Source organism: Paenibacillus sp. S33, from assembly GCF_053615415.1.
On record NZ_JBSIEZ010000001.1, the window covers coordinates 2284203 to 2307950 of the forward strand.

Genomic DNA, 23748 nt, shown 5'->3' on the forward strand with positions numbered 1-23748 from the left:
GTCTTAAAAAATCGTAACTTCTTTTTTATGTATCTGATACACTTTTTAACCGTGCAACGTTTATGATAAGTACACAAGGGTAATGAAGCTTACAGACACCGTGTACATACCCAAACGGCAAGGAGAGATCAGACATGATGAAACTAGCTTCGAAATGGACCGTATTGGCTTTAATGATGATGCTGATTACGACGGCAGGGGCAACAGCGCAAGGCTACACGCCTGTAGCAGCTGCTGAAAATCAGGAGACCGTATATATAAACCAAATGGAGATTCGTGACGGACAGATTTATTTGTCGGCAGACCCGATTGAATGGTATGAAGGCGCGGCAGCTGACAAAGCATTATTGGAGCATGAAGGAAATACAGGATTGGATGGAGCTCCAGATGGCTACTACATCGTAAACAATTCCGTGCAAAATGACGTGTATCAGGTTGCACCAGATGCTTCGGTAGAGGTGCAGATTTATGATCACACGGGTAACATAGAAGATACAGACGTGCAATGGAACGAATCGATTCCTCTGGCACAGTTTGAGAAAGATTTTGCTAAAAAGGACGTTCTGGACCTCAGTCAATTTCCATACCATGTTACGCTTCGTGAGGGTAAAGTTGTAAAAATCGTGCAGCAATTCATTCCTTAAAATAGAAGTAATCTCATTTCACAAACACGTGCTTTCACTTGATTATAGATCAGGGGAGCACGTGTTTTTTTATACTCTATAACAAAAAAGAGGATATCCAGCCCATATAGGGCGCGGATATCCTCTTCTCTTCATAATATATGATTAGAACGATTTTGCTGTGTCTACTGCACGTTGTACAGCAGAAGCAACGATTTCTTGTGCTTGATCTGGAGCTTGGTTATGTCCTTCCAGAACAACTTTCACGATGTCCTTTACTCCGAAGAAGGATAAGATGTTGTTCATGTAGTTCAAAGACATTTCAGCTGCAGCAGCTGGTCCTTCGGAATAAACGCCGCCTCTTGCATTCAACAGGGCTACTTTAGTTTCAGTTACGAGACCAACTGGACCTTCAGCAGTGTATTTGAATGTTTTACCAGCTTGGTTCAGGTAATCAATGTACGTATGCAGTACAGCTGGAATCGTCATGTTCCAGAGCGGGAAAGCAAATACGACTTTGTCTGCTGCCAGGAATTGATCCAGGTAGCCATTAGCGATGTTTGCCAGGCGAGCTTCTTCTGCGTTCAGCTCCATGCCTCTAGCGGATTTGAACGTGCCGTTGATCATGTTAGCGTTCAAATAAGGAAGCTCAACGGAGAACAGGTCCAGCTCAGTGATTTCATCAGTTGGGTGGGAAGACTTGTAGCTTTCTACGAAGGCGTTATACAATTTAACTGTTGCAGATTCTTCAGCTGTACGATCATTAGCTTTGACAAATAATACTTTAGACATGATTTATTTCCCCCTAAGTAAGTTGAATAAGTAAGTTAAGTTAGTAAGTTACCACGTAATATTACAATATAAAGATAATATCTGTCAACACTTTTATATTAAATTTACTTTGAAAAGCTACTTTATTTTTTACACTGTAAATTTTACGTGTTTCTTTTGCAAAATATCAGTTTTGCGGTAAAATTTAAATGTAAAGTCTAATGAAGAGAATGGTTTGAGTAGGCGAAGAAGAAAATGAACATGGTGCCTGTAAGATATGGCACAATAGTTGAACGAAAAAAGGTGAGTAGCTTGAAGATAGGTTTTTTTGATTCAGGATTAGGTGGAATTACAGTATTGTCCGAGGCACTAAGACGTTTGCCAAACGAAAATTTTGTATACATGGCGGATACGCTTCATGTGCCTTACGGGACGAAAACTCCTCAAGAGGTGCTTGGTTATGTCAAGGCTTCAGTAGAAACGATCCTTAAAGAAGATGTTAAGGCATTGGTCATTGCCTGCAATACGGCTACAAGTATCGCAGTTGCGGAGCTAAGAAAGGAATATCCTATTCCGATTATTGGTATGGAGCCAGCTGTGAAGCCAGCGGTCGAGATGAACCGAGCCAATGGTAAAAGAGTTCTGGTGTTAGCCACACCATTGACGTTGAAACAATCCTGTTATGCAGCGCTGGTATCCAGGGTTGACGATCATGGGAGCGTGGACTCACTACCTCTGCCGGAGCTAGTACATTATTGCGAACAGTTGAATTTTGACCGGGCAGAAATGTTCGAATATTTTAACCGTGAGCTGTCTTCGTTCAATCTCGACATATATGGCACGGTGGTATTGGGATGTACTCATTATCCTTTTTATAAGGAAATTCTAAGGGAACTACTACCTTCTCATATTCAGTTAATTGACGGGAGCCAGGGAACAGTTAGGCGGTTGAAACAGGTGTTGTCTGAGCGTAATTTGCTGGAACCTTCGCCAAAATCCGGTCCATCGCAGGAGGGACACATTACATTTCTATGTTCTAGTCAGGATGAGGCCTATGTGCATAAGATGGAGCGGGCGCTTGAAATCTATGCGGAGCATGAAAAGATTTATTTTTAAAAGAAGAGTGGCTGGCGAACGTGTGGGAGCTAAATGAAATATCCAAATCGCCAGCCGCATTGTGGATCAGACGCATGGAGGGAGGCGTGAGATGGATGTTCAACTGATCCTGAATGAGCTTCACGAAACGGGCGTGCTTGAAAGCCATATGCGAAATCTCAAACCGCTGACTGGCGGAACTTCGAGCAAAGTGCTAGTTGTCATGGACGGAACTAAGCCACGATACGTGATTAAGCAAAATGATCCCGCTGTCGTAGAAGCCGAGGCAGAATTCTTACATACCTATGTACAGATTGAGAAACTATCGCGTTTGGTTTATGTAGATCCGTTGCACCGTTATTTGGTATACACGTTCAGGTCAGGGTTCACACAGTATCATGGAAGAAACAAAAGCGATTTGTTGCTTCGTCTGGCAACGGAGGTGATCTCGCACTACAAGCCTTGTGGTGAGGAACGTCATTATGGTTATCCGGATCACCCGTTTGTGGAATGGAGAGATTTTCTGCTGCACAGAACGAAGGAATCTGGAAAGATCATACAAGGCGTTTTACCCCGAGAGAATCATCGGTTTGTTCATACCCTTGTGGCTGGATTGCCGCAACGTAATATTAAATATTTGCTTCATGGTGACTGTGGGGTACATAATTTTGTGTTTACCGAAAACGGCACATTGACGGGTATTATTGACCCTGATCCAGTGGTAGGAGAACCTCTGTATGATCTGATATACGCCTTTTGTTCTTCACCGGATAGGCTGACCGGCGATACTATTTTGCCTGCCTTAGAGAAGCTTGAGCCGGAGATGACAGGGGAATACGAGCTGAACAGGGAAGTGTTACTGGGATTATACTTTCGTATAGCTACCTGCATTCGCCATCATCCTAAAGACCTCGATAAATATACAGAAGCGTGGACCTACTGGCTAGACAGGGTACGCTGAAAGGAATAGGGAACATGAGCATACAAGGGTGGAATCATATTTGCTTTTCGGTGTCTGATTTGGAGAAGTCTATACATTTCTATCAGAATGTACTAGATGGAAAACTGCTCGTTAAAGGACGTAAGTTGGCTTATCTGGACTGTTTGGGAATGTGGTTGGCTCTCAATGTGGAAGAGGATATCCCGAGAAATGAAATTCATCATTCCTATACGCATATTGCATTTTCGATAGCGGAAGCTGATTTTGAGAGTATGCTCAACAAGCTGAGAACTTTTAATGTTACCATTTTGCCCGGACGAGAGCGGAATGAACAGGATAAAAGATCGGTCTATTTTACAGATCCAGACGGACATAAGTTTGAATTCCACACGGGACAATTGCAGGACCGCTTGGAATATTATAAAAAAGATAAAAAGCATATGACTTTTTATGATTGATTAATTGACGTGTAGGTATTAAGTAATAATTGGGTCGCATTTAGGAGGAATACGGAAGGATGTCACTTTCTCAGGAAAACGGTTCCAAGCAAGCACAAGTCGTTAAAACGATGACGGTTTTTGCAATCACTTGGCCGATCTTTATAGAGATGTTGTTTCACATTTTGATGGGTAGCGTGGATACGTTCATGCTAAGCCATGTTTCTGATGAGGTTGTATCGGCTGTGGGGGTGTCAAGACAGTTGATTGAATTTACGATTATACTTTTCAATCTGCTTGGTCTTGGTGTAGGTGTGATCATTGCTCAGCTATTGGGGGCGCAAAAGCATGTGGATGCAAGCCGTGTTACGGCTTCGGCACTAACCTTTAATCTGGTGTTTGGTCTGGCGCTGAGCTTGATGTTTATTGTGAGCCGGGATTTTTTACTATCCTTTTACCATATTACCCCGACGATCAAGGAAAATGCAGAGATTTATATGATGCTGGCAGGGGGTTCGCTGTTTCTGGAAGCGCTTATGCTAACCGCAGGTCCGGTTATTCGATCGCATGGTTTTACTAAAGATACGATGATCGTGGGCATTGGTATGAATATATTGCATATTGTGGGGAATGCGCTGCTCATTTATGGCTGGTTTGGTCTGCCGCAGATGGGAGTGGCGGGTGCAGCGATTTCAACGGTTATTAGCCGTGCTGTAGCATGTGTCTGGATTTTTCTACTGCTGTACAAGCGTGTGAGTGCGCCGATTCGCATCCGGTATTATGTACAGCTTCAATGGAGTAAGCTGGTAGCAATCCTGAAGATTGGTATTCCTGCCGGGCTGGAATGGTTGTCTTATCAACTTAGCCAAATGATGGTGACCCGGTTTGTCAGCTTTATGGGTACAACAGCGATCGCAACCCATTTTTATACGAATACAATTGTGTACTTTTTTATGGTATTTGGAATGGCTGTAGGTGAGGGGACGGAAATTATTGTTGCCCGCCTGATTGGAGCAGGAGACAAGGAAAAAGCCTATCATCAACTTTTACGGAGCCTAAAATGGTCTTTGGTCATTACGATTGCTGTGATCGTGGTAGTATCCTTTTTCCGATATGAAGTGATGGCGATCTTTACAGATGAGCCGGCGATCATTCAATTAGGGGCAGCGATTTTGCTGTTCTGTATACTGCTGGAGCCGGGCCGTGTGTTTAATCATGTTGTCATTAACTCCTTGCGAGCAGCGGGAGATGTTCAGTTCCCGTTAATGATGGCCATTATTTCAATGTGGGGGATTAAAATCCCGCTAGCATATGTACTGGGCATTCATATGGGATATGGTGTGCTGGGTGTGTGGATTGCACATGCCTGCGATGAGTGGGTACGAGGCATTTTCCACTATTTACGCTGGAAGGGTCGGAAATGGCAGCACAAATCGCTGTTATCTAAGGCTGAACTTCAGGCGGAATCAGTCTAAGGCTGAAAGAGATTCTACAACAGACATTCTCCAAGCAAATTGGGGGATGTCTGTTTTTTTACAAAAATAAGCAAAATGGGGATGTTCAAACTTTTCAAAAATTGCTAGAATATAGTAACCTCGAACGTAGTAGAGGTTTTCAAAGTTTCAAAGACGGATGGTTTCCGATTGAATCCATGAAGGAGGGAATAGGATGGAACGTAAAGTGCATATCATTCCTTACCAAGTGATCAAGCAGGAGCAACAAGTGAATGAAATACCGCGAGGGGTAGAGCTGATTCAGGCTCCTGCGGTATGGAACCAGACTCGAGGCCGAGGCGTGAAGGTGGCGGTGCTGGACACGGGCTGTGATTCGGACCATCCTGATTTGAAGGCGCGCATTATTGGCGGCCGGAATTTCACGGATGATGATCAAGGTAATCCGGAAATTTTCAAGGATTACAACGGTCATGGTACGCATGTGGCGGGAACTATTGCGGCAGCAGAAAATGCGGATGGTGTCGTGGGTGTTGCTCCAGAGGCAGACCTGCTCATCATCAAAGTGCTAAACAAGCAGGGCTCCGGTCAATATGACTGGATTATTCAAGGCATCTATTATGCGATTGAGCAAAAGGCAGATATCATATCGATGTCACTTGGCGGTCCTGAGGATGTGCCAGAGCTTCATGAAGCAGTAAAAAAGGCTGTAGCTAGCCAAATCTTAGTCATCTGTGCAGCTGGAAATGAGGGAGACGGTGACGACAGAACGGACGAGCTCGGCTACCCCGGCTGCTATAATGAAGTGATTAGCGTAGGTGCTATCAACTTTGATAGGCACGCCTCAGAATTCAGTAATTCAAATAATGAGGTGGATTTGGTTGCACCGGGAGAAGATATTTTGTCCACCGTTCCGGGCGGCAAATATGCGACCTTTAGCGGAACTTCGATGGCTACTCCGCACGTAGCAGGTGCATTGGCGTTGATTAAGCAGCTGGCGAATGCGAGCTTTGAGCGTGATCTTACCGAACCGGAATTATACGCACAACTCATCAAACGCACGATTCCACTCGGTAATTCTCCTAAGCTGGAGGGCAACGGTCTACTGTACTTGACGGCAGTGGAGGAGCTCTCCCGTATTTTCGACGCACAACGTGTAGCTGGAATACTCACTACAGGATCATTGAAGGTTAAATAAACCGTAACTTCAGCTTCGGATATATAGCGGCTCTCCTAAAGGGAGGGTCGTTTTTTTGGATTTCAAATCTTAGGAAAAACTCCATTTACATTGCATTCAAATGTCGGGTAACATATACCTCAAAGATAGGCATGAGTCAGAAGTGGAGGATGAATATGAACGATATCATGGCGCAAGCTGACGAACTTAGACGAACAGGGCAAGCAGAGAAAGCACGTAAGCTTCTTTTAAAGGCATTAGAACAGCAGCAAAATGATGCAGAATTGTGGTATCAGACAGCTTGGACACATGATTCATTGGGCTTAGAGAGGGAAGCGGTTGCCTATTATGAAAAAAGCCTAGGTATGGCGTTATCCGCAGAATCAAGGAAAGGAGCTATCCTTGGATTAAGCAGTACATATCGTGTATTGGGAGATTACGCCAAGGCGAAAGCGTGGTTGGACACAGGAATGAACGAATTTCCGGATTACAGACCGTTTCGGGTATTTTACGCGATGGTGTTATACAATCTGGGGGAATACGGGAAAGCCATGCAGGAGCTGCTAATGGAGGTGGCTGAGACGACCTCGGATTTATCTACACAGGAGTACTCACGTGCTATTCAATATTATGCAGATAAACTGGATCAGATCGAGGCATAGGTGAACCGGAGTGAGAGCATAAGCAGTAACGTATATATATGCTCGTACATAAAAAGATCACAGTCAGAGAGCAGTAATTCTCTTCCCTGACTGTGATCTTTTGCTGTTTATTGTTTAGCTATAGGGTCCGTAACTTGATGAGTTATATAACTGTGATTATTGCGCACCTTCAGTAACGGCAATTTCTTTCTCCAGGTTTTCTCTGGACAGGTTGGCCTTCAAGTAATCCGGCGTATCGGGCAGGACCAGGTGCAGATTGGATTTTTGACAAATGCGGATGGTACACTTTTCGACGATAAAATCAAAGACATGCCCGCCTCCAGTGCGTTCATCGTTAATAAAATGCAGATGAAATCCGGCTACCCCAATACCTTGAGCATAGGCGGGTGTCCAAAAACCTGTAATCACGCCGGAAGCCTCATTAAAAGTGAAGGTAGGCTGTGACTTGGTCGCTTCGATAAAAGGTTTGTATGGTTTAACTTGGTGAGGCACGGTCCGTGTCTTTACTTCATGAAAAGTGCCATCCATACGGAAGGCATAGAACAGATTACGGCTTGGAAACAACGTTAACAGCAGAGCTTCCAGCTCTTCACGATGCATAGGGCGGTCAATAGTATATGTGAAATCTTCCTGGAAAAAGGTGACGGTGGAAAAAGGTGTAGTTTCTTCCGGTTTTACGCGATGGGCCGTACCGTCTGGAAGCAAGTGATAAAATTCACCATCGAACGCGATCATCTCGCCATTCAGTTGATCAAAGGTACCAATTCCGAAATCCCCGTGCTTTTGCAACTCCTCAAAGGCAACAACTCCGTCATAAAGACCATCTAATAGAGCAAGCATAGTGGAGGTTTGGTAAATATCATGATCAGCTTCTTGCTTGGTTTCCAATTGCGCAACGGTCATGGCAATACACTTCCTTTTATAATTGTATGCATTTATTTTCTTTCTTTTTCAATAATAAACGTAAAATTTCAGTAAATAACATGAATAACTCAAAAAAATCATAAAAAAAACGTTATACTCCATAATTGTCATAAAGCCGTCACGACTGAGACATGGTTAAGGTTAGTTTAATTGGTTAGGCAGCAGTTTACGTCCCAACTGGATGTTATCCTGATAATCAATCGGAATATCGACGACCACAGGACCATCGGTATGAAGTGCCTGCTGCAATACACTTTCTAGTTCTTCAGGAGAGTGCACGCGTAATCCAGTGGCGCCGAAGCTTTCAGCATATTTCACTACATCAACATCTCCAAATTTTACACCAGACGTTCTTCCGTATTTAATCTGTTGTTGAAAAGCGACCATGTCGTAGGAACCATCTCTCCATACGATATGCACCAACGGTGAGTTAAGACGTACGGCGGTTTCGAGCTCCATGGATGAAAAAAGAAATCCTCCGTCTCCGGAAATAGAAACGACTTTGTGACCGGGATTGACGAGTGTAGCAGCAATCCCCCAAGGCAGTGCTACGCCTAGCGTCTGCATCCCGTTGCTGAATAGAAGGCGACGCGGCTCATACGAACGAAAATATCGTGCCATCCAAATGTAGTGTGAGCCGACATCACAGGTGACTGTGACGTTATCATCAATCAGGCTGCGCAGTGTACGAATAAATTGCAATGGATGAATCAGAAAATCATGCTTGTGTGCGGGAACAGCCGCTTGCTCGTTTAGATCATGGCGCAGACGATTCAATTGGTCGCAGGAGGATTTAGGTAGCTTTAAGATAGGTAATTCTTCTGCAAGGCTACCCACAATCAGGGCTATATTTCCGATTAGCTCGTAATCAGGTTGATAATCATGATCAATATCGGCTTGATGGTCATCCAGATGAATGAGTGTTCGGTTTGCCGGAATGTTCCAGTTTTTTGGATCGTATTCGATAGGATCATAGCCAATCGTCAGTACCAAATCTGCCGCTCCAAGAAGCATATCACCCGGTTGATTGTGGAACAGACCCACTCTTCCAAAATAGTGGTCTTCTAGTTCACGGGAGATGGCTCCAGCGGCCTGGAAGGTTTCGACAACAGGCAGATCTGTATCTCGGATGAGAGCACGGATAGCTGCGGTGGCTTCAGGCGTGCTGGCTTTCATGCCGAGAAGAAGTACGGGCAGCTTGGCTTTTTTGATTTGCTCTGCGACTTGTTTGATGAGTCCGGCGGGTGCGGTTCCGAGTTGGGGAAGAGAAACCTTCTCAATGACTGTTACTTCAGATGACGAAGTCAACACGTCCTGCGGCAGGCTGACGAATGTGGCTCCAGGCTGGGCTGAGGTCGCAATTCGAAATGCATTAGCAATGGCTTCCGGTACATTATCAGGATGTTCTACTTCTACACTGTATTTGGTGATGGGTTCGAATAGTCCGGCGTTATCCATGGATTGATGCGTGCGTTTCAAGCGTTCGGATCTTGGGACTGCACCCGCAATGGCGACGACAGGGTCACTTTCTGCATTAGCGGTGACAAGTCCTGTCGCCAAGTTAGATGCGCCTGGACCTGAGGTAACAATGCATACGCCCGGTTTACCGGTTAATCGACCGACTGCCGCTGCCATAAAGGCGGCATTTTGTTCATGACGACATACGATCAATTCGGGCCCCCGATCTTGAAGAACATCAAAAACAGAATCGATCTTGGCACCTGGAATGCCAAAAATATGGGTAACCCCTTGCTTGATCAAGCAATCGACAACAAGGTCGGCTCCTTTTGTATCGGATATAGTTTTAGTTTGAACAGCTTGCACTTTTGTACTCAATGCTACCACCTCTTCTTCTTCTCTGTGAAATAACTAATGAAATACTTTTAATGTAAATCAATGGATGTATATTGCAATTATAATACAATAACTGGTATTTTCAAGAAAGAAATTTTCAGAAAAAAAGAGAAAAATATATAAAACGTTTTCAAAGTTTGATCTATCAAGGAAAATTAAAATTGTGGAATTTTCTTGTGGTGTCGGTCATCGAGAAGGTATAGAACAGATCTGTCCCAAATGGAGGCAGATCATTTTTATCCGCTCACATGATAAAAATCACTTTCCTCTACAAAGGATAGCGGTTACAATGTAATTGTTGTTAACGTAAACATTAAATTTAAGGTGAAGCAAACCAGTATGACATGATGTACAGGTATCATATTATAGTTGTATTGTCCTGTACAAATCATATGGATTTCCTACTGCTATGGGGAATGTAATTGTTAAAAGGCAAGTAGTATCTCGAACATTTTTGTTAACGTTAACAAATTGTTAGGAAACACGATTACAGAAGGGATGAGAAAGTAATGACCAAAACGTTTTTAGACGAAAACTTTTTGTTGAGCAATCCAACGGCTGAAACCTTATATCATCAGTATGCCAAGGATATGCCGATTATTGACTATCATTGCCATTTAAGTCCACAAGAAATTTATGAAAATAAAAAGTTCAAGAATATTACGGAAGCCTGGTTGTACGGAGATCATTACAAGTGGAGACTTATGCGGGCCAATGGGGTCGAGGAGCGTTTGATCACGGGTGATGGTGAAGATTATGACAAGTTTTTGGCTTGGGCCAAAACCGTACCTACACTAATCGGCAATCCGCTGTACCATTGGACGCATTTGGAGCTTCAACGCTTTTTTGGTGTCTATGAGCTGCTGAATGAACAGAGCGCACCTGTAATCTGGGAAAAGGTAAACCAAAAGCTGCAGGGAAAGGGCTTTGGCGCACGTGATCTGATTGTGAACTCGAAGGTAACTGTGGTGTGCACCACGGATGATCCGACGGACCATCTCGAATACCACAAACAAATCAGCAAGCTGAACGATTTCCCAGTGGCAGTGCTGCCAAGCTTCCGCCCCGACAAAGCTTTGGAAATTAATCGCGAAACTTTCCAGCCTTGGGTGGCTCGGTTGGGTGAAGTCAGCGGACTGGATGTTTCTGGCCTGGAAGGGTTTTTGAATGCGCTGGCAAGCCGGGTGCGCCATTTCCATGCTGCCGGAGGTCGGGTATCTGATCATGCGCTCGATACTGTTGTCTATGAAGAAACGACACTGGAGGAAGCAGCAGCCATATTCAGCAAGGGGCTGGAGGAAGGCCATGTGACTCCTTTAGAGGAGGCGAAATATAAATCGTACGTTTTGGTTTTTCTTGGCAAACAGTATGCAGAACATGGCTGGGCTATGCAATACCACATTCACGCGCTGCGTAACAACAACACGGCTATGTTCCGTCATTTGGGACCGGATACAGGTTACGATGCCGTAAATGATGGCTCGATCGCTCGTCCATTGGCGGCATTGCTGGACGCACAGGAGATGGCAGGAGGATTACCGAGAACGATTTTGTATTCGCTTAATTCGGTTGATTATCCAGTACTGGCAAGTCTCGCGGGCTGCTTCCAATCCGGTGGAACTGTAGGGAAAATCCAGTTTGGCACGGCATGGTGGTATAACGACCACATCGAAGGTATGCAGGAGCAGATGAAGTTGCTGGCTAACTACGGGGTGCTGTCCCGCTTTATTGGTATGCTGACGGATTCCCGCAGCTTCCTGTCCTACACACGCCATGAATATTTCCGCCGTATACTTTGTGACTTAATCGGAACGTGGGTTCAGGAGGGTAAGGCGCCTGAGGATCTGGAACTGCTCGGAGCAATGGTACAAAATATTTGCTACAATAACGCCGAGCAATATTTTAATTTCCCAACGGTTGTTCATAGTAAGTGAAGTTATTGCCTAGGTGAGAACTCACTAACTTCATAAAAAGAGCTCTTGCCAGGAGCTTGTTTCAAAACTCCCGGTAAGAGCAATTGAAAACAAAATAGTTATCAACTGAGGATTTTGCAAAAATCTCATAAGCGACTTCCAATGAACAAGATATAGATCGAAATGTTTTAGTTCGTCTATATTTTGCACTTCGGAGCGACTGGAATCGAATTTTGCAAAATCCTGAACTAATTATGTGAAAATAATTACAAACATAGAGGAGTGTGTAGGTATGGGAGTGCCTATCGTGCAGGAGAGCGTCCAAACTGACAACAAGACAGGCGAGCATATTAGCCTGAAGGAAAAGATTTCCTATGGTATGGGTGACTTTGGAAACGGATTCATGTTTGATTTGGGGCAGTTGTATTTGCTGAAATTTTTTACCGATGTAGCTGGGGTTTCTGCAGGAGCCGCCGCAGGCATTTTCCTGGTCAGCAAGCTGTTTGCCGCCGTCTGTGATCCCATTGTCGGGTCCTTTGTTGATTATCGCAAACATATCGGTACACGTGGAAAATTTAGACCTTTTCTTATCGTTGGAAGCGTTATCCTTGCAATTCTTACGATTCTTACCTTTATTTCGCCGAATATTTCACCCACAGGCAAACTCATTTACGCTTACGCGTCCTATATGATCTGGGGAATTGGCTACTCTATTGTAAACATTCCATACGGCTCGCTGGGTGCCGCTATTACGCAGGATACTCATCAGCGTGCCTCATTGTCATCTTTCCGTCAGGCGGGATCTCTGGGCGCATTATTCGTCACCAGTGTCGTTGTCATGCCGCTTATTTTACTGTTTCCTAACCATCATGTTGGCTATCCGGTTGTGATGGGGATTATGTCACTCATTGGTGTGATCGCTTTCATCATATGTTACCGAGGAACGAAAGAACGTATTATTAGCCAGTCCGGGCCAAAAGAGAAGCTATCTATAGGCGTTATCGTGCATACCTTTACGAATAACAAGCCTTTGCTGGTACTCGTTTTGATGACGATTTTCACCATATCCGCGTACAATATCAAGTCCGCACTACTGATCTATTTTGCCGAATATAACTTGGGGCATGTAGAATTAATGGCTTATATGAATTTTATTATTATCGGTTCGTCGCTACTGGGTGTGTTATTCCTGCCCAAGCTGGTACGGCGCTTCGGTAAACGAAAAACAGCCATACTGGGGATGCTGGTTAGTGTCATTGCCGACTCCATTAACTTTTTCATGCCTTCAAATGTATATATTTTCACAATCCTGGCCAGTATTTCGTTCATTGGTATTAGTATTCCTAACGGGGTTACCTGGGCATTCGTGTCCGATATCATTGATTATGGCGAATGGTCATCCGGGGAGCGTAAGGAAGGGATTACTTACTCGTTATTTAACTTTTCACGTAAGCTGGCTCAATCCTTGTCTGGCTTTCTATCGGGTATTGGACTAGCGCTCATCGGCTATGTTCCGAATGTGGTTCAGTCCTCTGGAACGCTGCTTGGGATCAAGGCATTACTTTGTCTCTATCCGGCTGTTGCCCTGGCTTTGGCCATGCTGGTCATCGGTAAAATGTACAAGCTGACTGACAGTAGACATGCAGAAATGGTTCAAGAGTTACAGCGTCGACATGCGGACAACCGCGTATAATTTGTGAAAGTCTTCTTTTCCGGGCGGCTCCTGTGGTATGGTGGGTATATAATTTTTTTAGAGCCTCACTAAGGAAAGGATACGTATATGGCAGCTACCATTAAAGACATTGCCAAATTGGCTAATGTTTCCCATACAACCGTCTCCCGGGCGCTCAATAATAGCCCGCTGATTAAAGAAGATACGAAACGCAAAATTATGGAGTTGGCAGAGCAACTCAATTACATTCCAAATTTTAATGCCAAAAGCCTGGTTCTCCAGCGCTCGCATACGATTGGCCTGTTTTTCACCAGTATTTCAGAAGGCACCAGCTCCAGTTTTTTTGCGGATACCATCCGCGGTGTTAATCATGTCATCGGGGTGGATTACAATTTGTTTGTGCGAGGAATTGACGATTACGCCGATTTTTCGGCCATTCACCGCAAGCGTTTTGATGGTATCATTCTGATGAGCCAGAGCGAGGCGGACAACCCTTTTATTTATCATGTGCTCGGTCAAGGTATTCCGCTTGTTGTACTGAATCGGCAGGTGTCCGGTGCGGGGATTGTAAATGTGATCTCTAATGATAAGGAAGGGTCCTATGAAGCGGTCTCCTTTCTCGTTGAAAGCGGGCATGAACGCATTGCGATCATCGAAGGGGTAGAAGGCTTCAAGTCTACCCAGCAACGCCGTGAGGGTTTTATGAATGCGTTGATTGATAGTGGTAAGCCGATTCGACATGAATATATCGTGCAAGGTCATTATGATACTGAAAGCGGAAGCCAGGCAATGAAGCAACTGCTTTCCTTGCGGGAGCCGCCGACAGCGGTATTTTGCTCTAACGATGATATGGCTATTGGGGCAATGAATGCGGTATTCGAAAATGGCTTGAAGGTACCAGAGGATATCTCTGTCATTGGTTTTGACGATATCGGGTTCTCAATGTATACGACTCCACCGTTAACAACGGTCAAAAGACCGATTGAGCAGATTAGCGAGCGCGGAGCCGCCTGCATTCTGGAACGAATTCAGTCACCGTCCAATGAGGGTGAGCTTATATTTATGGAGACCGCGCTCATGAAGCGGAAATCAACGGCAGGCAGACCACGCTGAGTCTCGTTTGATTAACAGGCAGGTCAAAGGGGCAGAAACCATGCTAGATGTATGGTTTCTGCCTCCTTTAGGTTAAAATGTGCTCCGCTTCGTCTGTATTTAACGAAAGAGATTGGTTTTAGCTAGTTCTACAATCTCGTCACCGCGTCCGTTCAGCATCGCTTTCATCATCCACAGTGTAAATCCTTCTGCTTGTTTAAGATTAATTTTGGGTGGCATGGATAGCTCTTGACGGTTCACCACCACGTCTACCACAACAGGGCCATCATGAGCCAATGCTTGCTGAATGGCATCCTCCAGCATTGTCGGATCTTCAACCCGGATGCCCTTGAGTCCCATGGCTTGCGCTACAGTACCAAAATCAGGATTCACCAGTTCCGTGCCATTTTCCAGGAATCCGGCCGCTTTCATTTCCAGCTCGACAAAACCGAGAGCGCCATTATTGAAAACAATGACTTTGATAGGCAGCTGATGCTGCTTCAGGGTGAGCAGGTCGCCCATCAGCATCGTGAGTCCGCCATCGCCTGAGAGGGCAATCACTTGTCGGTCAGGCTCAGTGGCCTGCGCTCCGATCGCCTGCGGCAGGGCATTTGCCATCGTGCCATGGTTGAACGAGCCGAGAAGCCGACGCTGACCGTTCATCTGCAAATAACGCGCTGCCCATACAGTGGGAGTACCGACATCACAAGTGAAAATAGCATTTTCCTGCGCGGCGTCACTGATGACCTTGGCGAGATATTGCGGATGGATCGGCGTATGACCTGGTTTACCGACGGCAAGGTCATCCAACTCCTGGCGTACCTTGGTATAGTGGGAGACGGTTTTCTCTAGATGCTTGGAATCATGCTCTGACGTTAAATGCGGTAGCAGCATTTCCAATGTGGCTTTTACATCCCCGCATAAACCATACGTCAACGGAGTACGTCTGCCGAGATGGGCTGGCTCTATATCTACCTGTAGGACAATCGCATCTTCAGGGTAAAATTGTCTGTAAGGAAAGTCTGTTCCGAGCATAAGCAGGACGTCACAATCCATCATCGCATGGTGCCCAGAAGAATACCCGATCAGTCCCGTCAATCCAGCATAATAAGGGTTGTCATACTCCAGATATTCCTTGCCTCGCAGAGCGGATACCATGGGGGATTTTAACTTGTCGCATAGCTGCATGAGCAAGTCGTGAGATTGTGCACAGCCAGCGCCGCATAGTAACGTAATTCGTTTGCCTTTATTCAAATATTCGGCCAGTCGGGAAATTTCGGAAGCTGACGGATGCACTACAGGTGCAGTGGGATGGTAGACATGTTCAGGGACGGGTACCTTTTCCGCCTCCAAAGCTGCTACATCACCGGGAAGAACAATGACGGAAACACCTGAACGTGAAATTGCCTGTTGAATGGCCATGGTCACCGTTCTGGGAATTTGACGCGGTGTCGTAATGACCTCACAGAAGTGACTGCATTCTCCGAAAAGATGCTCAGGATGTGTAGCTTGAAAATATTCACTTCCAATTTCGTCGCTTGGAATATGAGCGGCAATAGCCAGTACAGGCACCCGATTGCGGTGGCAATCATATAAACCATTAATCAGATGCAAATTTCCGGGACCACTGCTTCCAGCACATACAGCAATGCTGCCACTAAGGTCAGCATCCGCTCCGGCTGCAAAGGCAGCCACTTCTTCGTGCCTTACATGAATCCATTCAATTTGACCATTGCTGCGAATGGAATCAACCATATTATTTAGAGAATCTCCAACAATGCCATAAATCCGTTTGACCCCTGCATTGACCAAAACTTGTACAATAGTATCTGCAATTGTTTTCATAGATGTTCCTCCTGCCTAGTAAGTAGTGTTATCCTGCCCGTGCTTTCTTGCGTCTATTCTCCTGAAATGTATATAAGAACAAGGTCTCGGGATAGGGTGATAGTTAGCCTTAACCGTCTTAGATCAGGTGCGAAACAACAGAAAAAGGACGATATACTTGCAGATTTTTATATAAACGTATATGTTAACGTGTTCATATTATTGTCATTATTATTTTTTTAAACTAAAAATGTTGATAAAACTATTTTGTTAACGTGTGCATTGTGATAAAATAACGATGAAATCATTATGGTAATTGTGGGAGGTTACTCCGGATGAAACAAGTAGATGAATTAGACCAATTAAACAGAAAAAGCTTTATCGTTACTGAACCACATCCCGAGAGGGTGCTGCAATTCGGGGAAGGGAACTTCCTGCGTGCTTTTGTAGACTGGCAATTTGACAAAATGAATAAGCTGGCAGAATGGAACACGGGAGTTGTGATTGTACAACCGCAGCCAGGAGGCCTCGTGGAGAAGCTTAACGAGCAGGATGGCCTGTATACGGTTATTCTTGAAGGGATTAAGGATGGGAAGGCCATGAAGGAGCATACCGTTGTGGAGTGCGTCACTCGTGGGATTAATCCGTACGGTTCGGACTTTGTGGAGTATGAAGCATTATCCCAAAAGCCGGAGCTGCGTTTTGTCGTGTCGAACACGACGGAAGCGGGGATCGCTTATGCACCAGAGGATCAATTGGAAGATCGTCCGCAAAAGAGCTTTCCAGGCAAGCTAGCCGCCTTTCTGTACAAGCGCTTTCAATTCTTCGGGGGCGATCAGAGCAAGGGATTGGTGATCATTCCGTGCGAGCTCATCGACCGTAATGGAGACGCTCTCAAGGAAATCGTACTAAAATATGCGGACCAATGGAAGCTTGGGGCGGAGTTTATTGCATGGTTGGAGGAATCGAATACGTTCTGCAACAGTTTGGTCGATCGGATTGTACCTGGCTATCCCAAAGACCGAATCCATGAAATTCAAGCAGAATTGGGTTACAAGGACGATTTGGTTGTTGTGGGCGAACAGTATCATTTATGGGTTATTGAAGGGCCACAATGGCTTAAAGAAGAATTACCTGCTCATTTGGCCGGATTGAATGTACTGATTGTCGACGATATGGCACCCTACCGTACACGGAAAGTACGCATTTTGAATGGAGCACATACGGCGCTTACACCTGTAGCTTATTTATATGGCCTGGACACGGTGGGGCAGGCGGTCGAGCATGAGATTATGGGCAACTTTATCCAGTCGCTGATCCGAGAAGAAATTATTCCGACGCTGGACTCGTCAGAAGCGGAATTGAATGTATATGCCGACGATGTTATTGAACGATTCCGTAATCCATATGTAAGTCATTATGTTATGAGTATCGCACTAAATTCGGTGTCCAAGTTCAAGACACGGAACTTGCCATCCTTGCTCCAGTATGTGGCACAACGTAAGGCTCTGCCTGTCAGAATCGTATTTTCACTGGCGTCCCTGATCGTATTTTATCGGGGAGACAGAAATGGTGAGTCGATTGCGTTGGCAGACGAAGCGGAAGTGTTGGGTACGTTTGGTGAACTGTGGAGTCGATATGACGGTACTCTCGCCGGGGCGAAGCAATTGACTGCGCTCGTACTCGGCCAGCAGACATGGTGGGGTCAAGACCTGAACCAGATCGAAGGGCTGGCTGAACAAACGGCACAGCACGTGTATGAAATTACAAGCAGAGGAATGAAGGAGACGCTCGATTCTCTAACCGGGAACAGCGTGCCCAGAGCATAAGCAAGGAGGAGACCGGAATGCTGGAATTCATTCAAATTCATGATCAAGATAACGTGGCTGTCGCCTTGCGTGATTACAAGCAGGGAGAGACACTGACGTGGGGAGCACAAGAAGAACAACGAGTGGAGTTAGCCGAGGATGTAGCACGTGGGCATAAAATCGCCTTGCAGGATATAGCTGAAGGTGGGCATGTTCTGAAATACGGATATCCCATCGGTCATGCCATTCAGCCCATTCAGGCAGGACAGCATGTGCATACGCATAATACGAAGACGAACCTGACAGGCGTGGAGGAGTACACTTATAAGCCTAAGCCAGCTCCTCATTTATATGAACAGGAGAGTCGTACGTTTCAAGGTTTTCGGCGAAAGGACGGTCGTGTGGGGATTCGCAATGAGTTGTGGATTGTGCCGACGGTCGGCTGTGTGAACGGGATCGCTGAACTTATTTTAAACCGTTTCAAGCAGGAAGCGGGAGATATTTCACCTTTTGAAAATGCACTTGTGCTCAAGCATAACTATGGTTGTTCTCAGTTGGGTGACGATCACGCACATACGCGCACGATTTTGATCGATGCTGTGAAACATGCGAACGCAGGTGGCGTACTTGTACTGGGTTTGGGCTGTGAGAACAATGAGATGAAAGAATTTAAGGAAGCCATCGGGGAATATGATTCGGAGCGGGTAAAGTTTTTGCTTTCCCAGGATGTGTCGGATGAAGTAGAGGAAGGGGTAAGGCTGCTTCATGAAATTTTTGCGGCCGTGCAAGAAGATCGACGGGAACCTGTACCTTTGTCTGAGCTGAACATCGGCTTGAAATGCGGTGGATCTGATGGCTTATCGGGTATTACTGCCAACCCACTACTCGGACGATTGTCGGATTATATGGCCGCGCAAGGTGGAACAACGGTATTGACAGAAGTACCTGAAATGTTCGGGGCGGAGACGATTTTAATGGAGCGCGCTGCCGATGAGCAAGTATTTAATAAGATCGTACATCTGATTAACGATTTCAAACAATATTTTCTGGATTACAAGCAGCCAGTATACGAAAATCCGTCACCGGGCAATAAAGCAGGGGGCATCACGACACTGGAGGATAAATCACTGGGCTGTACGCAAAAATCCGGGTCTTCCACGGTCACTGATGTCATTCAGTACGGGGAGCGTCTTAAGACCAAGGGACTCAACCTACTCAGCGCACCGGGCAACGATCTAGTGGCATCTTCAGCTCTCGCCGCAGCGGGCTGCCAGCTCGTCATTTTCACAACCGGACGCGGTACGCCGTTTGGCTCCTTTGTTCCGACGATGAAGGTCTCAACCAACTCGCCGTTGTATAAAGCTAAACCTCATTGGATCGACTATAACGCCGGTTCACTGGTGGAGGATGTCAGTATGGAAGAAGCGCTCCGCAACTTTGTTGATTACATTGTCGATGTAGCCAGCGGAACCTGGGTGAACAATGAGAAAAACAATTTCAGAGAGCTCGCTATTTTTAAAAACGGTGTTACGTTGTAAAAGGCTGTAGTGTAAGGGAGGCGGAATTATTCCGCTTCCTTTTTTGTGTTTGTATGCTTCAAAATAGGCATGTTAGACTTACTGCAAAACATGCAATATCGATTTTTAAATGAGGGGGGAAGTACAAGTGCAAAATGAAATTGTTGCTTATCGTGAAGAAAATCATGATCAACTCGTTGATATTTGGCAGCGGGCTGTACGCCGGACGCACACATTTTTGTCGGAAGAGGACCTTCAATTTTATCATCATATCGTACGCAATGGTGTTTTAAGAGAACTTGAAGTTTGGATGGAATGGAATACAAGTCAAGAACCAACAGGTTTTATCGGGCTGGACGGATTGAAAATAGAGATGCTGTTTGTTGACCCTGAACGGCATGGGCAGGGCATAGGCAGCCGACTCATCCAGTATGCTGAAAAAATAAAAGGGAAGCATCTCAAAGTGGACGTGAATGAGCAGAACGAGAAAGCGTATGCTTTCTACAGACATTACGGCTTTGTACAAACGGGGCGATCAGCACTGGATGGATCAGGTAGGGCATTTCCTTTGCTTCACATGGAAATGAACAAGTGAACGATCCACTTACATCGGTATTTTAAAAACTGGAATATATTATCATAATGCACTTGTCATATGCTTGAATTTATGATATAACTTAATTACGTAATAAATACGTAATTAAGTTATTTTCAGTTAGAATTTAGATCTTACTTTTGTTTGGTGAATATAAAAGTCGGATAAGGAGGCGGGAACGGTGGATGATCTTGTTCACTCCGACATCACAGATCTAGACACACTTGTTAACATGATTAAGCTGTCTTTTTCATTTGCGGATGGTGCCAATATGATTGCTTTATGCGACCGGCTGTATAGCCATGTCAACCAAAAGTATCAGGAATTACAGCTCTACAAAGCGCGCAAGAAACCTATACAACCCATACATACCAAACGGCCGCTAGTCTACTACTACGGCTACAGTCATCTTATGAAAGGCATGGCCTTCCAAAAACAGGGCAAGTATGAGGCCGCTCGCGATTGCATCGAAAAATATGCAGAATTGGGCTGGTTTAATGGTCTCGATCAATATGGGGAAGCAGAGGTCGAATATTACCGCTATGCTGCCAGAGCTAATTTGTATGCCCTTGATATTTTGTCAGGCCATGCCGAAGTGTTGCAGGAATACATGCAATTTCTTCGTAATAATCCGGAAGAGCTGTTACCGGGGCTTCTTTCTATCGTTGAGGGAGCGTCAAGATATGACTATCCTTTAGAGGCTGTGCTTGAATCATTTGCCGAACAAATTGAAGGTTTTAAATATTTTGAAGAGCCCGTGAATGTATCTTATTATTTTCGCTTCTGCTATCAGTTGGCTCTTTATTATATCAAGCAACAACAGTTTACGGTTGCGTTGGGCTATATCTTGCAATCTCTCATGCTGTCCGATACCCTGGGTATGGAACATGAGCATGAGTTTAGGAAATGTACCGCTATATTTGAAATTTTCAGGTCCCAAGCTACAGCAACACAGCAAGACCAATATATAACTATTTTAAAAGGAGTGTTAAAGGATGAAGAAATTGATTTCACGCCCTCTGTCGCTCAGTCTGTTTAGCTTGCTAGTGTTTGTTACAAGTCATGACCTCATCACGGTATTCTATCATGGAGCCAATCATTAAGAAGGCAGAAGTAAAGTAGAAAATTAGTTGTTTTAGCAGGTAGGCAGTTCATTTGAAAATATGATGTGAAGTACACCAAATAGCAAGTAAGCTCATTAAGATCAGGGCTTACTTGCTATTTGGCGTATTATGAAGATCGACCATAACGCATATATATAACGTGGTACATGTCCCAAAATTATTTAAGCTGTCGTAGGTTTATGCAGCAAACCTTGTTCTGAGGGGTGCAATGAAATTCTTGTCTGTTGGTAGCTCGGGAATGGTTCTTCCGTGCTGTATGATCTGCTTTTTAACGCTGCATCTAGTGCCCGTAGCAAGGAGCCTATGAATTGCTCTGGAGAAAAGAAAATGCTTTTCCCGACCATATGAATGTGAAGCTCGTTATGGTCACGGTTACTTACAGACAGCAATATACCTTGACCCTGAAAACCCGTACCGATTGCGCGTATTTTGTTTATACCCGAGAGCAACATTTCCGTTTTCACCGCACGCCCCTGTTCCTCCACAAATACAGAAATCAGGCGTTTGTCTGTAACGATAACAATTTGGTTGCCCCGAAACGTATGGCTTAGGTGTAGAAAATCTTTGTATACCCCAATAGTCTGCTCATGCGGAGAAACAATCCCCATTCGTACAAACTCATCCAGCTCAGTGATATCGGGCTCTTGATGATTTTTAATTCGTTTTTTGATACTGAACTGAATGGTTAGGATACCCAGAATAGCTATGAGAAAAGCGCTAAGTCGGACGTTAAATATAAAGAACATCAGGACAATAAGGCCGCCTATTAGCCACTGTCCCCAAGTTAGATAGCGCAGCTTTTGTTGTACCGTACGGCGATAATAACCGTAGCCCTTTCCCGGTTGATACTCTTTAGTAAACTTTGTCATACCACGCATCATGGTTAATCCATAGACGGATAAAATTGTCATCGCGAGCGCCAAGAGCGTCATAAGCCATTCCTGAGCTGCAACGCCAACTAAAGTACACAGGCCAAACATGATGAGCCCCGCCCAGCAGGCAACCTTTTTAATTCGAACCTGTTTCTGAATCGAACGAACTAATTCTTCCATTCTTAATCCTCCTGATCTAGGTATATAGGTAATGATTGGAATCACATATAGTCTTATCGTACCATCTGATAGTCTTCTTCGTAAATTAATAGATTTAAATATCCAAAGGCTGGAAGAAAACTTGTGCGTATAGTTAGATCCCCACCTGAAATTTAGATACCAAAATCAAAAAATCCAGTACTACTCATTCGAAGCAGAAGCCTCTAAAATAATAAATGTAAGTGCTTACATCACAAAGAAGGGAGGTCCTCGTATGAGTACAGGATGGAAGAATCTGCAGACACAGCCGCCGGTTCGATCGGGGAGAGGGGCATCACTAGCGCGCAAATGGGTTCAACAAAGACATTTGCAGACCATGGCGCTGCTTGGGGTGGTTTGGATGATTATTTTTCATTACATTCCGATGTACGGTATTTTAATTGCTTTCAAACATTTTGACATCATTGGAACCATATCAAGCGCACCTTGGGCGGGGTTAGAGCATTTTCGGGCCTTTTTGGAGGATGATAACTTTTGGTACATTGTCAAAAACACACTGGGCATTAGCTTGCTCAAGCTGGCGATTGGGTTCCCGTTGCCCATTGTATTTGCTCTCTTCCTGAATGAAATACGATCCATTCGGTTCAAAAAATCTATTCAGACCATTTCGTACCTTCCTCACTTTTTATCTTGGGTTATTCTTGGCGGGATCTTAACGACGTGGCTGGCAGATACCGGGATGATTAATCAACTATTGCTAGCCTGGGGGTGGATTGACCAGCCGATCAGTTATTTGGCAGAGCCGAGCTATTTTTGGGCTATCGTCGTTAGCTCGGATATCTGGAAGGAGCTTGGATGGTCAGCTATTATCTATTTGGCAGCAATGGCGGGGGTATCTACGGACATGTACGAAGCGGCCACCATTGACGGGGCCGGACGCTTTCAGAAAATGTGGTACGTCACACTTCCCGCTATCAAGGGGACAATATCCATTTTGTTTATTTTGGCGGTCAGCGGCATATTGAACTCCAACTTCGATCAAATTCTCGTCCTGCGTAACTCGCTGAATGAAAGTGCAAGTAATGTAGTTGATATTTATGTATATCAAGTGGGCATTCAGCAGGGCCGTTTCTCGTATTCTACCGCAGTGGGTTTGCTAAAATCGGTTCTTGCTCTCATTTTGCTGCTAATTGCCAATTCGGTGACCAAGCGGGTGAATAATACATCCCTATTTTGAA

General features: G+C 44.9%; 20 protein-coding genes. 15 read left to right on the top strand and 5 right to left on the bottom strand.

The window, feature by feature from the left end; translation table 11 throughout:
* The first annotated feature begins 134 nt into the window (after positions 1–134).
* A complete protein-coding gene (locus ACWGXJ_RS10860; protein WP_061830325.1) occupies positions 135–644 on the top strand; it encodes a hypothetical protein in 510 nt (169 codons plus the stop codon).
* Between the two features lie 144 nt (positions 645–788).
* Here ACWGXJ_RS10860 and ACWGXJ_RS10865 read toward each other — a convergent pair whose 3' ends face one another.
* On the bottom strand, positions 789–1415 hold the full coding sequence (locus tag ACWGXJ_RS10865) for an FMN-dependent NADH-azoreductase (RefSeq protein ID WP_043882169.1): 627 nt from the start codon (positions 1413–1415) through the stop codon (positions 789–791).
* A gap of 240 nt (positions 1416–1655) precedes the next feature.
* On the opposite strand from ACWGXJ_RS10865, the gene murI reads away from it, so the two are divergent.
* The 6 genes from murI to ACWGXJ_RS10895 all read left to right on the top strand — a co-directional run bounded on the left by murI (position 1656) and on the right by ACWGXJ_RS10895 (position 7156).
* A complete protein-coding gene (gene murI, locus ACWGXJ_RS10870; protein ID WP_254326044.1) occupies positions 1656–2510 on the top strand; it encodes a glutamate racemase in 855 nt (284 codons plus the stop codon).
* Between the two features lie 91 nt (positions 2511–2601).
* A complete protein-coding gene (locus ACWGXJ_RS10875) occupies positions 2602–3450 on the top strand; it encodes an aminoglycoside phosphotransferase family protein (protein ID WP_452566709.1) in 849 nt (282 codons plus the stop codon).
* Between the two features lie 14 nt (positions 3451–3464).
* Positions 3465–3887, top strand: coding sequence for a metallothiol transferase FosB (fosB, locus tag ACWGXJ_RS10880; protein WP_061830328.1), 423 nt, complete (start codon positions 3465–3467; stop codon positions 3885–3887).
* 59 nt (positions 3888–3946) lie between these two features.
* Positions 3947–5341 (top strand): MATE family efflux transporter, encoded by a 1395-nt coding sequence (locus tag ACWGXJ_RS10885; protein WP_069291764.1) that lies wholly within the window; start codon positions 3947–3949, stop codon positions 5339–5341.
* A gap of 193 nt (positions 5342–5534) precedes the next feature.
* A complete protein-coding gene (locus ACWGXJ_RS10890) occupies positions 5535–6515 on the top strand; it encodes a S8 family peptidase (RefSeq protein ID WP_061830330.1) in 981 nt (326 codons plus the stop codon).
* A gap of 155 nt (positions 6516–6670) precedes the next feature.
* Complete coding sequence (locus tag ACWGXJ_RS10895) at positions 6671–7156, top strand: tetratricopeptide repeat protein (RefSeq protein WP_061830331.1); 486 nt, start codon at positions 6671–6673, stop codon at positions 7154–7156.
* Between the two features lie 156 nt (positions 7157–7312).
* Here the strand turns inward: ACWGXJ_RS10895 and budA are convergent, their stop codons facing one another.
* On the bottom strand, positions 7313–8059 hold the full coding sequence (gene budA / locus ACWGXJ_RS10900) for an acetolactate decarboxylase (RefSeq protein ID WP_025722973.1): 747 nt from the start codon (positions 8057–8059) through the stop codon (positions 7313–7315).
* Between the two features lie 162 nt (positions 8060–8221).
* Positions 8222–9925: an acetolactate synthase AlsS gene (alsS, locus tag ACWGXJ_RS10905; RefSeq protein WP_452566710.1), complete on the bottom strand. Its 1704-nt coding sequence runs from the start codon at positions 9923–9925 to the stop codon at positions 8222–8224.
* 518 nt (positions 9926–10443) lie between these two features.
* Between alsS and uxaC the strand changes: the two genes are divergently transcribed.
* The 3 genes from uxaC (at position 10444) to ACWGXJ_RS10920 (ending at position 14632) form a co-directional block, all read left to right on the top strand.
* Positions 10444–11868, top strand: a complete 1425-nt coding sequence (gene uxaC, locus ACWGXJ_RS10910; RefSeq protein ID WP_322171731.1) for a glucuronate isomerase — start codon at positions 10444–10446, stop codon at positions 11866–11868.
* Between the two features lie 271 nt (positions 11869–12139).
* Entirely contained in the window at positions 12140–13540 is a 1401-nt protein-coding gene (locus tag ACWGXJ_RS10915) for an MFS transporter (protein WP_061830333.1), read from the top strand.
* Between the two features lie 87 nt (positions 13541–13627).
* On the top strand, positions 13628–14632 hold the full coding sequence (locus ACWGXJ_RS10920; protein WP_061830334.1) for a LacI family DNA-binding transcriptional regulator: 1005 nt from the start codon (positions 13628–13630) through the stop codon (positions 14630–14632).
* Positions 14633–14731: 99 nt separating this feature from the next.
* On the opposite strand, the gene poxB is transcribed toward ACWGXJ_RS10920, so the two are convergent.
* On the bottom strand, positions 14732–16456 hold the full coding sequence (gene poxB / locus ACWGXJ_RS10925; protein ID WP_452566711.1) for a ubiquinone-dependent pyruvate dehydrogenase: 1725 nt from the start codon (positions 16454–16456) through the stop codon (positions 14732–14734).
* Between the two features lie 314 nt (positions 16457–16770).
* Between poxB and ACWGXJ_RS10930 the strand changes: the two genes are divergently transcribed.
* The 4 genes from ACWGXJ_RS10930 (at position 16771) to ACWGXJ_RS10945 (ending at position 21394) form a co-directional block, all read left to right on the top strand.
* Positions 16771–18264 carry a tagaturonate reductase gene (locus tag ACWGXJ_RS10930; RefSeq protein ID WP_069291768.1) on the top strand — a complete coding sequence of 498 codons (1494 nt, stop codon included), beginning with the start codon at positions 16771–16773 and terminating at the stop codon, positions 18262–18264.
* 17 nt (positions 18265–18281) lie between these two features.
* The gene (locus ACWGXJ_RS10935; protein ID WP_430151788.1) at positions 18282–19781 is read left to right on the top strand and encodes a UxaA family hydrolase; all 1500 of its coding nucleotides are present in this window, start codon (positions 18282–18284) and stop codon (positions 19779–19781) included.
* 127 nt (positions 19782–19908) lie between these two features.
* The gene (locus ACWGXJ_RS10940) at positions 19909–20355 is read left to right on the top strand and encodes an acetyltransferase (protein ID WP_452566712.1); all 447 of its coding nucleotides are present in this window, start codon (positions 19909–19911) and stop codon (positions 20353–20355) included.
* Positions 20356–20536: 181 nt separating this feature from the next.
* A complete protein-coding gene (locus ACWGXJ_RS10945; protein ID WP_452566713.1) occupies positions 20537–21394 on the top strand; it encodes a DNA-binding protein in 858 nt (285 codons plus the stop codon).
* Between the two features lie 246 nt (positions 21395–21640).
* On the opposite strand, the gene ACWGXJ_RS10950 is transcribed toward ACWGXJ_RS10945, so the two are convergent.
* The gene (locus ACWGXJ_RS10950) at positions 21641–22531 is read right to left on the bottom strand and encodes a hypothetical protein (RefSeq protein ID WP_452566714.1); all 891 of its coding nucleotides are present in this window, start codon (positions 22529–22531) and stop codon (positions 21641–21643) included.
* Positions 22532–22784: 253 nt separating this feature from the next.
* Between ACWGXJ_RS10950 and ACWGXJ_RS10955 the strand changes: the two genes are divergently transcribed.
* A complete protein-coding gene (locus tag ACWGXJ_RS10955; RefSeq protein ID WP_254351347.1) occupies positions 22785–23747 on the top strand; it encodes an ABC transporter permease in 963 nt (320 codons plus the stop codon).
* The last annotated feature ends 1 nt before the right edge of the window (position 23748 follow it).

Coding starts and splice junctions, on each gene's coding strand:
- ACWGXJ_RS10860 (WP_061830325.1), top strand. CDS start 135: ATGATGAAACTAGCTTCGAAATGGACCGTATTGGCTTTAATGATGATG.
- ACWGXJ_RS10865 (WP_043882169.1), bottom strand. CDS start 1,415: ATGTCTAAAGTATTATTTGTCAAAGCTAATGATCGTACAGCTGAAGAA.
- murI (WP_254326044.1), top strand. CDS start 1,656: ATGGTGCCTGTAAGATATGGCACAATAGTTGAACGAAAAAAGGTGAGT.
- ACWGXJ_RS10875 (WP_452566709.1), top strand. CDS start 2,602: ATGGATGTTCAACTGATCCTGAATGAGCTTCACGAAACGGGCGTGCTT.
- fosB (WP_061830328.1), top strand. CDS start 3,465: ATGAGCATACAAGGGTGGAATCATATTTGCTTTTCGGTGTCTGATTTG.
- ACWGXJ_RS10885 (WP_069291764.1), top strand. CDS start 3,947: ATGTCACTTTCTCAGGAAAACGGTTCCAAGCAAGCACAAGTCGTTAAA.
- ACWGXJ_RS10890 (WP_061830330.1), top strand. CDS start 5,535: ATGGAACGTAAAGTGCATATCATTCCTTACCAAGTGATCAAGCAGGAG.
- ACWGXJ_RS10895 (WP_061830331.1), top strand. CDS start 6,671: ATGAACGATATCATGGCGCAAGCTGACGAACTTAGACGAACAGGGCAA.
- budA (WP_025722973.1), bottom strand. CDS start 8,059: ATGACCGTTGCGCAATTGGAAACCAAGCAAGAAGCTGATCATGATATT.
- uxaC (WP_322171731.1), top strand. CDS start 10,444: ATGACCAAAACGTTTTTAGACGAAAACTTTTTGTTGAGCAATCCAACG.
- ACWGXJ_RS10915 (WP_061830333.1), top strand. CDS start 12,140: ATGGGAGTGCCTATCGTGCAGGAGAGCGTCCAAACTGACAACAAGACA.
- ACWGXJ_RS10920 (WP_061830334.1), top strand. CDS start 13,628: ATGGCAGCTACCATTAAAGACATTGCCAAATTGGCTAATGTTTCCCAT.
- poxB (WP_452566711.1), bottom strand. CDS start 16,456: ATGAAAACAATTGCAGATACTATTGTACAAGTTTTGGTCAATGCAGGG.
- ACWGXJ_RS10930 (WP_069291768.1), top strand. CDS start 16,771: ATGAAACAAGTAGATGAATTAGACCAATTAAACAGAAAAAGCTTTATC.
- ACWGXJ_RS10935 (WP_430151788.1), top strand. CDS start 18,282: ATGCTGGAATTCATTCAAATTCATGATCAAGATAACGTGGCTGTCGCC.
- ACWGXJ_RS10950 (WP_452566714.1), bottom strand. CDS start 22,531: ATGGAAGAATTAGTTCGTTCGATTCAGAAACAGGTTCGAATTAAAAAG.
- ACWGXJ_RS10955 (WP_254351347.1), top strand. CDS start 22,785: ATGAGTACAGGATGGAAGAATCTGCAGACACAGCCGCCGGTTCGATCG.